This is a genomic window from Pseudoalteromonas sp. XMcav2-N (genome assembly GCF_024124545.1).
GTDB lineage: Bacteria > Pseudomonadota > Gammaproteobacteria > Enterobacterales > Alteromonadaceae > Pseudoalteromonas.
This window is the reverse complement of sequence record NZ_JAMXSF010000015.1, coordinates 1-12,488: the sequence shown is the minus strand read 5'-3', so window position 1 is coordinate 12,488 and position 12,488 is coordinate 1. Positions and strand designations below refer to the sequence as shown.

15 protein-coding genes and 1 pseudogene are annotated in these 12,488 nt (G+C 48.0%); 10 read left to right on the top strand and 6 right to left on the bottom strand.

Going from position 1 to position 12,488, the window contains the following annotated elements:
• Positions 1-99: 99 nt before the first annotated feature.
• Genes NH568_RS17630 through NH568_RS17615 form a run of 4 tightly spaced genes read right to left on the bottom strand, consistent with a single transcriptional unit; the run spans position 100 to position 1,425 of the window.
• A complete protein-coding gene (locus NH568_RS17630; protein WP_054015392.1) occupies positions 100-345 on the bottom strand; it encodes a hypothetical protein in 246 nt (81 codons plus the stop codon).
• A gap of 36 nt (positions 346-381) precedes the next feature.
• Positions 382-801 carry a glycoside hydrolase family protein gene (locus NH568_RS17625; RefSeq protein WP_253049353.1) on the bottom strand — a complete coding sequence of 140 codons (420 nt, stop codon included), beginning with the start codon at positions 799-801 and terminating at the stop codon, positions 382-384.
• Positions 802-812: 11 nt separating this feature from the next.
• On the bottom strand, positions 813-1,175 hold the full coding sequence (locus NH568_RS17620; protein ID WP_253049351.1) for a hypothetical protein: 363 nt from the start codon (positions 1,173-1,175) through the stop codon (positions 813-815).
• Positions 1,150-1,425, bottom strand: a complete 276-nt coding sequence (locus tag NH568_RS17615) for a helix-turn-helix transcriptional regulator (RefSeq protein WP_054015395.1) — start codon at positions 1,423-1,425, stop codon at positions 1,150-1,152. The genes NH568_RS17620 and NH568_RS17615 overlap by 26 nt, the downstream gene beginning before the upstream one ends.
• A gap of 547 nt (positions 1,426-1,972) precedes the next feature.
• Here NH568_RS17615 and ettA point away from each other — a divergent pair.
• The 4 genes from ettA (at position 1,973) to NH568_RS17595 (ending at position 6,530) form a co-directional block, all read left to right on the top strand.
• Complete coding sequence (ettA, locus tag NH568_RS17610; RefSeq protein ID WP_253049349.1) at positions 1,973-3,637, top strand: energy-dependent translational throttle protein EttA; 1,665 nt, start codon at positions 1,973-1,975, stop codon at positions 3,635-3,637.
• Between the two features lie 134 nt (positions 3,638-3,771).
• On the top strand, positions 3,772-4,134 hold the full coding sequence (locus tag NH568_RS17605) for a PilZ domain-containing protein (RefSeq protein WP_138550322.1): 363 nt from the start codon (positions 3,772-3,774) through the stop codon (positions 4,132-4,134).
• 306 nt (positions 4,135-4,440) lie between these two features.
• Positions 4,441-5,412: an EamA family transporter gene (locus NH568_RS17600; RefSeq protein WP_253049347.1), complete on the top strand. Its 972-nt coding sequence runs from the start codon at positions 4,441-4,443 to the stop codon at positions 5,410-5,412.
• 29 nt (positions 5,413-5,441) lie between these two features.
• On the top strand, positions 5,442-6,530 hold the full coding sequence (locus tag NH568_RS17595) for an alkene reductase (RefSeq protein WP_253049345.1): 1,089 nt from the start codon (positions 5,442-5,444) through the stop codon (positions 6,528-6,530).
• Positions 6,531-6,576: 46 nt separating this feature from the next.
• On the opposite strand, the gene NH568_RS17590 is transcribed toward NH568_RS17595, so the two are convergent.
• Positions 6,577-6,774 carry a hypothetical protein gene (locus NH568_RS17590; protein WP_138550324.1) on the bottom strand — a complete coding sequence of 66 codons (198 nt, stop codon included), beginning with the start codon at positions 6,772-6,774 and terminating at the stop codon, positions 6,577-6,579.
• Positions 6,775-6,906: 132 nt separating this feature from the next.
• On the opposite strand from NH568_RS17590, the gene NH568_RS17585 reads away from it, so the two are divergent.
• The 5 genes from NH568_RS17585 to NH568_RS17565 all read left to right on the top strand — a co-directional run bounded on the left by NH568_RS17585 (position 6,907) and on the right by NH568_RS17565 (position 11,200).
• Positions 6,907-7,068: a hypothetical protein gene (locus NH568_RS17585; protein WP_171045273.1), complete on the top strand. Its 162-nt coding sequence runs from the start codon at positions 6,907-6,909 to the stop codon at positions 7,066-7,068.
• A gap of 378 nt (positions 7,069-7,446) precedes the next feature.
• Positions 7,447-8,148 (top strand): spondin domain-containing protein, encoded by a 702-nt coding sequence (locus NH568_RS17580; protein WP_253049343.1) that lies wholly within the window; start codon positions 7,447-7,449, stop codon positions 8,146-8,148.
• Positions 8,149-8,158: 10 nt separating this feature from the next.
• The gene (locus NH568_RS17575; RefSeq protein WP_253049341.1) at positions 8,159-8,935 is read left to right on the top strand and encodes a spondin domain-containing protein; all 777 of its coding nucleotides are present in this window, start codon (positions 8,159-8,161) and stop codon (positions 8,933-8,935) included.
• Between the two features lie 76 nt (positions 8,936-9,011).
• Entirely contained in the window at positions 9,012-9,737 is a 726-nt protein-coding gene (locus NH568_RS17570; RefSeq protein WP_253049336.1) for a response regulator transcription factor, read from the top strand.
• Positions 9,734-11,200, top strand: a complete 1,467-nt coding sequence (locus NH568_RS17565; RefSeq protein WP_253049334.1) for a HAMP domain-containing sensor histidine kinase — start codon at positions 9,734-9,736, stop codon at positions 11,198-11,200. Before NH568_RS17570 ends, NH568_RS17565 begins: the two co-directional genes overlap by 4 nt.
• A 218-nt stretch (positions 11,201-11,418) precedes the next feature.
• On the opposite strand, the gene NH568_RS17560 is transcribed toward NH568_RS17565, so the two are convergent.
• On the bottom strand, positions 11,419-12,141 hold the full coding sequence (locus tag NH568_RS17560) for a hypothetical protein (protein WP_253049332.1): 723 nt from the start codon (positions 12,139-12,141) through the stop codon (positions 11,419-11,421).
• A 134-nt stretch (positions 12,142-12,275) separates the two neighbouring features.
• On the opposite strand from NH568_RS17560, the pseudogene NH568_RS17555 reads away from it, so the two are divergent.
• Positions 12,276-12,488: pseudogene (locus NH568_RS17555) on the top strand (IS4 family transposase); the annotation flags it as partial.

Sequence of the window (12,488 nt, the reverse complement as noted above, 5' to 3'; positions counted from 1 at the left end):
TTGATTTGAGAACTTGGTCAGTTCGACCTTCGGTTTAGCAAGTAAGATTCAGGCTGGTAGAACAGGTGATAACAGGGTTGTCACCGCTGGGGTCACTAATTAGTTGTTGTTGCGCTTTGCACTTAACAGGGCGTCAAGTTTCTTGTCTATCGAATCAAGACGCTTTTCAATGCGTTTCTGATCTTCTTTGCGGATCTGCTTCAAATGCGCCAGCTCCTGCGAGTTTGTGGTGATCCGTTTGTCCAGATCATTGAGATATAAAATACCCGATACCAGTAATGCTATGGTGGTCAGGATATGAGCCAGATTCAGCTCCTTTTTCATTTGCCATTGATCGGCTTGCATGGTTTGGCCACCTCCTCATTCATAGTTGCCACTAATTTAAGACTGCCACTGTCCGCTCAGCATTTGCTGTGCCAGCTCCTGCGCTCGTTCCGGGACTTGTCTGGCCCAGCGGCTATCCAGCATTTCCAGTGCTGCCCGTTCAAAGTCACCTTTTTGTACTGCATCCAGCATGTTACTAAAGCCCAGCAATCCTTGTACACCTAGGTTAAAGGCCATATTCGTCAATACCGCCTGACGGGCTTCATTACAGTAAGAGGTATCCACTCGCCGCCGCACTCCAGCCTGTGCATTGGCTGCGTCTTGTGCCAACAGCTGCTCGGCTTCTTCTTCGGCTATGCCATTTTGTTCCAGATTTCTGCCATACCCGATCGTAAGTTTGCCAGCCGTACAGTAGTAAGGGAAACGACGAAACCCCTCATGCTTTTTTATCTGCTCAACTGTATTCATAATTGTCATAGTGCGCCTCCTTATGGCTGACACAAAGTCTGCAGTAAACTGCGTTCCGCTTTAACCAGCCAAAACTCTAATGATCGCTTTGAGTCAAAACCCAGTGTTTTTGCGACCTGAGCGATATCTCCTTCGACCAGATACTTGCCGCGCAGTGCTCGAATGCATTCAGGCCGCAACTGCGCAATTTGCTGCGTCAGTGCCTCTATTTCTTCTGGAACACTCATCATATCGCTGCTCACGTAGCGTGCACTGGAGTCACCTACCCGCTCTGTCACAGCCTGACGGCTGAACCCTTTACCCAGTTCTTTTGCTCGCCAGAACCTACCCCAGCGTTTTAAAGCGCTGCGTAACTGCTTAATGGTTGGTTGTGTCATCATCATTGATCTTTCCTATTACTTCTAAAATATCGAGTGAGTAAACATCCTCGACCAGACCGACAACGTCGTTCCATCTGGGGCTGTATTCTTTATTTTCCCACCGTCTCAGTGTGCGCTCTTCAACGCCATAATGTGCCGCAGACTCAGCCTGAGTGTAACCTCTCAGACGACGGGCAAATCTCAGGATATCTGCACCCAAAGGGGTTCTTTTTTGCTGCGTTAACCGCGGCTTTGCATACATATATTGCTTCATCGTTTTCCTTATACTGTGAAGTCATTTATTCAACTAAACAGCGCCCTATACGCAGCTTGCGATATGCAGCACTCAGTATGTGATGGCCAGCCAAGGTAAGCTGCCACAGACAACCGTGGTCACTGTTCATATTTGTGGTCATTGAATTAAGCTGATGCGTCAGTGAATCAGGTAGGCTGTTCACTCACTCCATGTAACATCCGCTGTTATAAGTGTGCTGGCACAGAGACTGAAGGAAAGTGCGCTGATGCAAAAATCGCATCACATGTTTACAACTCCATGTCGTAGCTTTATCAAGCTTAGGGTTATAATACCTTTTTCATCGGTCCAAAACAGGTCAAAAATGCCCTAACAATTATAAAGTTAAAATTTAGCTCAGATTCTTATCTGAGACTCACTTGCGGATAATGATGAAAGAAAAAAAGGTTAACAATTGTAAATTTATAAAAGACATTCTTCACAAAATAGCTTGTGCACCAGACAAACATTGCCCCAGTGCACGGCATTCACTAAAATAACCACATCTAAACAAAGAGAAGCAAAATTCATGGCTCAATATATCTATACAATGTCGCGGGTGAGCAAAGTAGTGCCACCCAAACGCACAATCCTAAAAGATATTTCTCTGTGCTTTTTTCCGGGTGCCAAAATCGGTGTGCTTGGTCTGAACGGTGCAGGTAAATCGACCCTGCTGCGCATTATGGCTGGGGTAGATACCGAGTTTGAAGGGGAAGCACGTCCACAGCCAGGTACAAAAATCGGTTACCTGCCACAGGAGCCGGTACTGGATGAAAGTAAAACGGTCCGTGAAACCATTGAAGAAGCAGTGGGTGAAGTAAAACGCGCACTGAGCCGTCTGGATGAGGTATACGCTGAGTATGCAATGGAAGACGCCGACTTTGATGCACTGGCCAAAGAACAAGGTGAGCTGGAAGCAATTATCCAGGCACATGATGGCCACAATCTGGACAACGCATTAGAGCGTGCAGCCGATGCACTGCGTCTGCCTGAGTGGGATGCCAAAATTGAGCATCTGTCTGGGGGTGAGCGTCGTCGGGTTGCGATTTGTCGTCTGTTACTTGAAAAACCAGACATGCTGCTACTGGATGAACCGACCAACCACCTGGATGCAGAGTCGGTTGCCTGGTTAGAACGCTTCTTACACGATTACGAAGGTACCGTGGTTGCCATTACCCACGACCGTTACTTCCTTGATAACGTTGCAGGTTGGATCCTCGAGCTGGACCGTGGCCATGGTATTCCGTGGGAAGGTAACTACTCTTCATGGCTGGAGCAAAAAGATGCCCGTCTGAAGCAAGAAGAAAAGTCTGAAAAAGCACGCCAAAAGTCGATTGAGAAAGAACTTGAGTGGGTTCGCTCAAACCCCAAAGGTCGTCAGGCTAAATCTAAAGCCCGTATGGCACAGTTTAGCGAGCTACAGCAGTCGGATTACCAGAAGCGTAACGAAACCAACGAGCTGTTTATTCCACCAGGACCGCGTCTGGGCGATCAGGTCATTGAAGTGAACAACCTGACCAAGAGCTTTGGCGATCGCGTGCTGATCGACAACTTAAGTTTTTCGGTGCCAAAAGGCGCAATCGTTGGGATCATTGGTGCCAACGGTGCCGGTAAGTCGACTCTGTTCAGAATGTTAAGCGGACAACACCAACCAGACAGTGGTGAAATTATACTGGGTGAAACCGTGGAACTGGCCACTGTTGAGCAGTTCCGTGATGATATGGATGGCAATAACACCGTATTCCAGGAAGTATCAGACGGTCAGGACATCCTGAAAATTGGTAACTTTGAAGTACCCAGCCGTGCCTATGTGGGCCGCTTTAACTTTAAGGGCAACGACCAGCAGAAGTTCGTAAAAGAGCTCTCAGGTGGTGAGCGCAACAGACTACACCTGGCTAAGCTACTCAAAGCCGGTGGTAACGTGATCCTGCTGGATGAGCCGACCAATGACCTCGACGTAGAAACGCTGCGTGCACTGGAAAACGCCATTTTGGAATTCCCGGGCTGCGTTATGTGTATTTCGCACGACCGTTGGTTCCTTGACCGTATTGCGACGCATATTCTGGATTACCGCGACGAAGGCCAGGTGAACTTCTTCGACGGTAACTATACCGAATACGAAGAGTGGCTGAAAAAGACCTATGGTGCAGAAGCCGCGGAGCCTAAGCGCATCAAGTACAAGAAAATTGGTTAATCACCAGTAAAACCAGAAAAAGCCCTGATTTTCAGGGCTTTTTTATGTCTGATTTAAACCAGAAATTAGCCCGTGAAGTGGAGACTCAGCAAAAAACTGGCTAAGCTATAGATAAACAAGCTAAGAGAAGACTAATGAAAGAACGTAGACGATTTTCACGCGTACTGTTTTCTAACCCGGCCGTACTCATGACCGCCAGTGGAGACTATAAGTGCGAAGTGATCGACCTGTCACTGAATGGCGCCCTGCTGACTTTACCGGTGGGGTATGTGCCCCTCAAAGACGAACCAGCCAGCTTGCGCTTTGCCTTACCACAAAGTGACATACAGATTGCAATGGAAGTGCAGATCCGTCACATCGAAGAAGGCCACCTTGGCGTACATTGCAGCCAGATTGATCTCGACAGTGTGACCCATTTGAAGCGACTGATTGAGCTGAATCTGGGTGATGATGATGTATTACACCGAGATTTGGAACAGCTTATCCTGCACGACTAAGCCTTCACTGCCTATACATCGGCCCTGTCACTGAGCTGGACAGGGCTCAGCATTTTGCCATTCCCCACAGCGCCGTTTCCTCAATGATCCGTACCTTTATATAGTCGCACACAGCCCCTCTGTGATCCTTAGCTGGCACAATCAGCAACCTTTCAAAGCTTAAATAATTGATAGTTCTAAAATTACTGGACTGAACTTATACTACACAAGTAACTTTACATAAAGATACTTGACAAGAAGCAATATCACAAATATCTTTATATGGAGATTGATTGCAACAAGATAATTTCCCAAACGGAGAAAGCGATGAACAGACTCATTGAATTGATCAGATCAGCGATACCACAGCAGCGCAGGTGTGAAGGACACACCATAGGGTGGTTGCTCGTGGCAATGGTTGCCCCTGCAATTTGGGGGAGTACTTACGTCGTTACCACAGAGATGTTGCCTGCTGATAAACCTTTAATGGCGGCGGTATTCAGGGCACTACCCGCGGGCCTGCTACTGCTGTTATTTACCCGTGCCTTACCTCAGGGGCGCTGGTGGCTGCGCACACTCACCCTTGGAATATTAAACATTGGCGGATTTTTTTATTGCCTGTTTGTAGCGGCTTACCTGCTCCCGGGAGGGGTGGCAGCACTGGTGATGTCGAGTCAACCTATCCTGGTTATGATATTGGGTGTGCTGTTTCTCAAAGAATCTCTTACGCTCCATCAGTTTATTGCTTGCCTGACAGGCATGGCAGGCCTGTCAATTTTGGTTCTTGAGCCCAGTATGGTGTTACCTATAGAGGGCTTACTGGCCGGGCTGGGTGGTGCAGCGTCAATGGCTACTGGCCTGGTGCTAACCAAAAAATGGGGGAAACCAGAGGGGGTGTCTGTTGCTGCATTCACAGGCTGGCAACTGACTGTTGGGGGACTCTTTTTACTGCCGTTTGGACTCATTCAGGAAGGCTTACCTGCCGCACTCACCGTTAATAACTTGCTGGGATATGGGTATTTGAGCCTGGTCGGCGCGCTGCTGGCTTATCTGATATGGTTCAAAGCCATTGAAAAATTGCCCGTCGTCAGCGTGTCTTTTGTGTCGTTTGCCAGCCCGCTGAGTGCGGCATTACTAGGGTATTTCATTCTTGATGAAACCCTGACACCCAGCCAATTACTCGGCGCCGGCGCCATTGTAGTGGCCATCGTTATCTCTCAGCGACACACTTTTACACACTCGAAGGCTGGGTGCTCACACGCCAAAGTTCACAGTCAACTAAGTACCAAACCATCTTAATACTTTTCGGAAAATTTAAGGAAAATACTATGCACACTTTATTTGAACCTGTTCAGTACGGCAGCATCGCTACGTCTAACCGATTTGTAATGGCACCAATGAGCCGTAACCGGGCCACAGAACACGGCCATGCAACGGCGCTGATGGCAACCTATTACGGTCAGCGCGCGAGTGCCGGGTTGATCATCTCTGAAGGCATACAACCCAGCCAGGTTGGCCAGGGTTATATGAATTCGCCTGGACTGCACACACTGCCGCAGGCAAAAAGCTGGCAACAAGTAACCGATTCGGTACACGCACAAGGCGGCAAAATTGTTGCACAGCTCATGCATTGTGGTCGCATAGGCCACCCCAGCCTGTATCCCAGTGCACACCAGTCTGTTGCCCCCAGTACCATTACAGCGCAGGGTCAGACGTATACGCCGGATGGTATGAAAGACTTTGCCCCACCCCGGGCGCTCACAATGGATGAAATCCAAAGCACAATTTCAGACTACGTACAAGCGGCCAGATATGCCATTATGGGCGGCTTTGATGGGGTTGAAATCCACGCTGGCAACGGGTTCCTGCCCCATCAATTTCTGGCCAGCAGTACCAATCAGCGACGAGACTGCTATGGTGGCAGCATTGAAAATCGAACGCGTTTTACGCTGGAGATAGTCGCGGCAGTATCAGACGCCATTGGAGCCGGTCGTGTCGGCTTGCGTATTTCGCCTCACAATACCTTCAACGATATCGCCGAAACGGACAGCGAACAGTTATACAACGTGCTGATTCAAGCACTACCCACCGAGCTAGCTTATCTACACATTATGGAAGCTGCATGCCGTGAAACCAGTGATGCAATACGTCGATTATGGAAAGGGGCATTGATACTGAACCCACATAGCCACTGGGAAGACGGGCCTGTCACGCCAGCAATTGCTGACAAAGTACTGCAACAGGATCTGTGTGATGGGGTGAGTCTGGGCGCTTTATTTGTCGCAAATCCGGACCTCGTAGAAAGAGCCAGGCTGAATGCGCCTTTAAATAACATGGATGACAGCACCCTGTACGGCGGTGGTGCCAGGGGTTACACGGATTACCCGACACTGACCGAAGTCGCACAGGCGGTATAAACCAGCAAAGAAGGGGTGAGTAACCACCCCTTCTTATATAAACCTGTTAGTTACATCCATCCCAGGTCTGGCAACGACGTTGTGTCAGGCAATCTGCGTCCCACGTCATGCAATAGTACTTTTGCTCAGTCCAGCAAGCGTAGTAAGAACCCGCGCCACCAGCGACATTCGGTGTTTGACCTTCCAGTGTTTTACCGGAGAAGGTTAAACGTTTGAGCTGCTTTTTATTTAGATTAAGTTTCATCACAGTTTCCTTGTAGTTGTTTCAGGTAATACCAACCACAGCCTATCACAGATAATTTAATTAAATATTTTACTTTGTTTTCACACTTGTCCTATGTTAGTTTGATTACCGTAACAAACAAAGGAGATAACTATGTTACTAAAACTAAAAAAGAAACCAATGAAAGCCCTATCTAACGACAAAGCGGGCGTACCTGCAAACATGACACCACAAGTTGCTGGTGGTGTAGAGCAAACTTACTACTGCTGGTCAGATCATCGCTGCCCAGGCACACAAACTTCTTGGTTGTGCTAATCACCCAGTGAAGTTTAAGCCCGCTGAACGAATCACCTATCAGGCGGGTTTATCAGGCAGTTTGATTTTAAACATTTTTTACCCAGCACTTATTCAAACACTCCCCTCTGTCCACAAATTTTATTCTACTTAATGTAAGAATATGCACCCAGCAGGCTTGAGTGCATCTGCCCGACATAGTTTCTTATACATACCACTAATTTATCGTTTTTACTTATCCACCGACTAAGGCTCAAATTTCACTCGAAAATCAGCCGAAAAACCAGACCAGACAGAAAAGTCACAACATTGTGATGGTTTTGTGATAATTCCGGGAGCGATTTTCCATAATTTGCCTGCATGCTTGTCAGGGTCAAATCCAAACAACAAGAGTAAATTATGAAAACACGCATCACCCCCCTCATCACAGGTATTTTACTGGCATCTGGCACAGCCAGCGCAGCTTCTCTGGACGTTAAGATCACTAACCTTACACAAGGGATTTACTTTACTCCCTTACTGGTGAGTGCCCATACCAGCAACGCCATGTTATTCCAAACTGGAGAGCAAGCGTCTGAAGCACTTCAGGCGATGGCCGAAGGTGGCTCACTAACCGGTCTGAGCGAGATACTGACGGGTGTCAATGCCAACACCATGGAAAACCCGGCTGGAGGTCTGCTCGGACCGGTTGCTTCAACAATGACCAGTCTGGAAACCGATGCCGGAAACGACCGCCTGTCTATCGTCGCCATGATGCTGCCTACTAACGACGGTTTCGTTGGTCTCAATAGCTGGCCCATTCCAACCGCACCTGGCACATATCATATCTACCTGAATGCCTATGATGCCGGAACAGAGGCAAACAATGAGTTGGTGGTGGATGGCTCTGGCGCACCCAACACCCCAGGGATCCCCGCATCTCCAGGCGCTGCTCCAGGTACTCAGGGCAGCGGTGTGACGGAAACTGAAAGTAACACGCTTGTTCATATTCATCGCGGCAATTTAGGTGACGACGACACAACAGGCGGTAAAAGCGATTTGCACAATACGGTTCACCGCTGGTTAAACCCGGTTGCTAAAGTGACTGTAACAGTTAAGTAAGGGGTCCACTATGAAACTATTCAGACTTACCCTGCCCGCAGCCTGCTTAGTATTAGCGGCCTGTGGCAGTGACAATGACGACCCTATGCCGACTACGATGCCGGATGAAGATATGCAAATGGTCGATGACCCCGCCCCAGTAGACCCAGTAGACCCAGTAGATCCGGTTGACCCGGTTGACCCAACTCCGACGACCGTCGAGTTAATGATCACGGCAACAAACCTGACCTACGCACAGCCCTTGTCTCCAATCGCAGTTGCACTGCACCAGGAAGGACAATTCTGGCAAGTGGGCGAGCCGGCCAGCAATGCACTGGAAGTGCTGGCAGAGGGAGGCGATAACAGCGACCTGCTTGCACTCGGTGTTGTGCAAAGTAAAGCGAGCGCAACCGCCCCCTTACCGCCTGGAAAAAAAACCCAGCTGACTCTGACCCATGACTCGCTTGACGGACAAAAGTTATCTCTGATCTCCATGATGGTGAATACAAATGATGGCTTTACCGGTCTTAATGCTTTGGATGTGTCTGCAATGACAGTGGGTCAAGCCATGACGTTCACGACACATGCCTACGACGCAGGCACAGAGGCCAACACAGAAGCTCAGGGCACCATACCCGGCCCGGCAGATGGTGGCACTGGATTTAGTGCCGACAGAGAAGCGTTAAACAAGGTGGCTATGCACCCTGGTGTGGTTGGAATGGATGATGGGCTGACAACATCTGTATTGACGAGCAGTCATAAATTCGACAACCCGCTGATGACGGTTACCATTACAAGAACCAAGTAGTCTCCGAACCGCTCCGTGACCGTTGCGGTTGCGGAGCGCGAACAGCCGGTGTCAGCCACCGGTGCGGAGACCTGCTATGCAGCAAAAAGTGCTTATCGTTGAAGACGATGCCGATATTGCCGATCTATTGCGCGTTCACCTGAACGAGTTGGATCTCGACGTAGAACATCTTGCCAGTGGAGATCGGGTTATGCCACATCTGAGCAATCATCATTATGCCATCGTCATACTCGACATCATGCTGCCCGAAGTCGATGGCCTGACTTTGTGCCGGGAGATAAAAACGCGCTATCCCAAAGTCAGTGTGATCATGATGACGTCGAAAAGCAGTGAAATGGACCGCATTATTGGCCTTGAAATGGGGGCCGACGACTATATCTGCAAGCCCTTTAGCTACAGGGAGTTTCAGGCCAGAGTTAAGGCTCAGCTCAGACACATTAAGCTGTTGTACGAACCACAGCAACAAACGGCAACAACCCCCAGCCCGGTGGTGATTGGCCAGCTACATATCGACCCGCATTTTCATGAACTGACTTTGCAGCAAACCCCTGTAGACCTTACCGCCACAGAGTTTGATTTAGTGTTGTTTTTTGCCCGCCACCCCAACCAGGTGTTTTCCCGGGCTCAGCTTTTGGAATCGGTGTGGGGCTATGATCATCTGGGCTATGAACACACTGTCAATTCCCATATTAACCGCATTCGCAACAAGTTTGAGCAAATTACCGATCATACGATCATAGAAACCGTGTGGGGTGTGGGCTACAAACTTAATGCCAAACCGCTACAGCAGGAAATGCAATGACTCTCTCTCTTTATCACCGCCTCGCACTGACAATCACGGCCGTTTTTATGCTTATCGTGTCGGTGTTTGTCTGGTGGACCCAGAATCTGTCATCGGTTTCACGTGCGCAGGCAGAGCAACAACTGCATATTGGGCTAGCTGAGCATCTGGCACAAGATAACCCGTTACTCCAGCAAGGAGTCTACGACTATAAGGCGCTGGAGAACCTGTTTCATACCCTGATGGTGTTGGGCCCGGCATTTGAATTCTATTTTGTTGACCCCAGCGGCAAGCTGCTCACCTACTCTGCCAAACCAGGTGAGGTAAAACGCGAATCGATTAATTTAAGTCCGCTGGTACAGCTGATCAATGCCCCCGCCAGACTCCCGGTGTATGGCGATGATCCACGCGCATTAACAGGGCAAAAGATCTTTTCTGTTGCACCTGTGTATAACGAACAAAAGCTGCAGGGATATCTGTACGTTATTATTGGCTCGTCAATTTATGACTCGATTGTGGCGCAGCTCAACAGTTCTGATCAGCTGGTAAAGCAAGCCGTATGGCTGGGTGTCTTTTTGCTGCTTTTATTTATTACCCTGCTGTTGCTGTTCCGTTTTATGACCAAACCTTTGAAGCGTTTGAATCAATATATTCGCACCGTTGAGGCGCATAAATTTGATATCAAACAAGCCCCCCTGCTTGAGTGGCAGCAACAGGATAACGAGATCCATCAGCTGGGCAACGGTATCAACACCATGCTGCACACCATCAATAAGCAGATGTCCCAGCTAACAGCGGTAGATGAGCAACGCCGTCAGCTGCTGGCGCATCTGTCACATGACTTGCGCACGCCATTAGCCTCTTTACAGGGCTATCTCGAACTGGTTGAGCGAGGATCTGCAGCAACCGGCGACATGCAGCGTTACATGGAGATAGCTCTGAAAAACTGTTCGCAACTGAAAAACCTCATCGACCAGATCTTCGAGCTGGCCCATCTGGAATCCGGGCATACTCAGGTGCATTTTGAGGTCTTTAATATGGGTGAACTCATATACGATGTGCTCGCCAAGTTTGCCCTCAAAGCCCAGCAGGCTGAGATCACCCTGCGCGTCACCCCCACAGAATGTGACTATGTAGTGTACTCAGACATCGCCAAACTAGAACGCGTACTGAGTAACTTAATAGAGAATGCACTGCGTCACACCCCGGCTGGTGGCATTATCTCTATTGCCGTAAATCCCAGGGATGGCGGTTACGATATTGCAGTTCAGGACACTGGAGTTGGGATCAGTCCCAAAGAGCTACCCTATATTTTTGAAGCGCGCTATCAGGCCAGTAACAGTAAAGGCTGCAAAAAAACCCATGCCGGCCTTGGCCTGGCCATAACCGCCAGACTATTAAAACTGCTCAAGTCAGAAATCAAGGTAAACAGCCAACTTGGTCAGGGTAGCGAATTTGTATTTCAGATAAGAGGCGCCGAGTGATAATTCACTTGGCCTTTCGATAATCTCTGCACTCGGATTTTTAGCCTGGACCATTTGAACAGTACGGACAAGCTCAAAAGTGCCAAGCCGCAGCTTATCTGCGCAGGGCTGGGTGTCTTATAAAGTCTCCAGCGCTTTGCTAAGCGGCTAAAAATTGTTGGCTAAAATTGCGAGGAACGAGCAAAAGCCAACTGTTTTTTGTCCGTTTAAGCAACTTGTTATGCAACCTTTGCTGCGATAGTGCATTCCAATAACTCTATTAATAAGCCTTTAGTCTTACTTTGAATATGCACGGCAAATTCGTCAATTGGCATTAACCATTTCCCTCCATTTTTTTGTTGAACTTTTTGAATTCGTTTTAAGTACCTCTGACGTTCCGAAGCTAATGATGGAATAACAGGGTCTATAGGAACTTGAATTGATATATTTGCATCAGGCTCAGAAGGTGCTTTATCACTGTATATTTGGGCGCCACCTGCTACACGATGTAGCCATTCCATTCGATAGGAATTCAAATTTTGAATAAAATGTTCATAATCGTCTAAAACTTGAGTAAAACCACAATACTTCTCTCCCAGTTTTAATTTTATTTGGTTTTTATAAAAAGAAACATTATTACCTTTAAGGTTTAATTGAAATACATCATTAAGCCATACGGCTAAATTGTCTAATGTTGCTTGTGCAAAGAACACTAATGAAGCTGAATCATGACGAGCAGGAGTAACATTAACACCTCCTAATGCACGACCAGTTGGAAGTGCTAATAATCTCGACTTAGCAAACTCTACACATGTGACATATTCAAGAATATCTCTTACACCAGCCCAAGGGTAAACAGGTTGGATATGTTCATCTTCATGAACGTATGAAAGCTCATTTAGCTTAATAATGACTGGTAATTCACCATAGCCAAGTGTTCTAAGATCTGGAGGTAATAGCAAAGCTCAATCCTTAGTTGCATAACGCCCGCATCTGAGGAATCCCCAGATATTCATATTTAAAATCAATGTGATGGACACGCACGGCATTGTTTTATCTAATTTATTTCGCCAAAAACTAAATAGATAACAACACCATGCGTGATATCACTATCCTACACGATATGCTCAGAAAAAACTGCCCCCAAATTCATGCGCGGCGCCTTGATTCATTAATGCTGGAAACTGAGACTTTGCTCGATAGCAATCAACTGTCTCTTACTGAGCTGGGTCGAAATATGAAAGGCCCTGTCGCAGCAAAACACAACATTAAACGTATGGACCGGCTGCTTGGCAACACTGCCATGCAT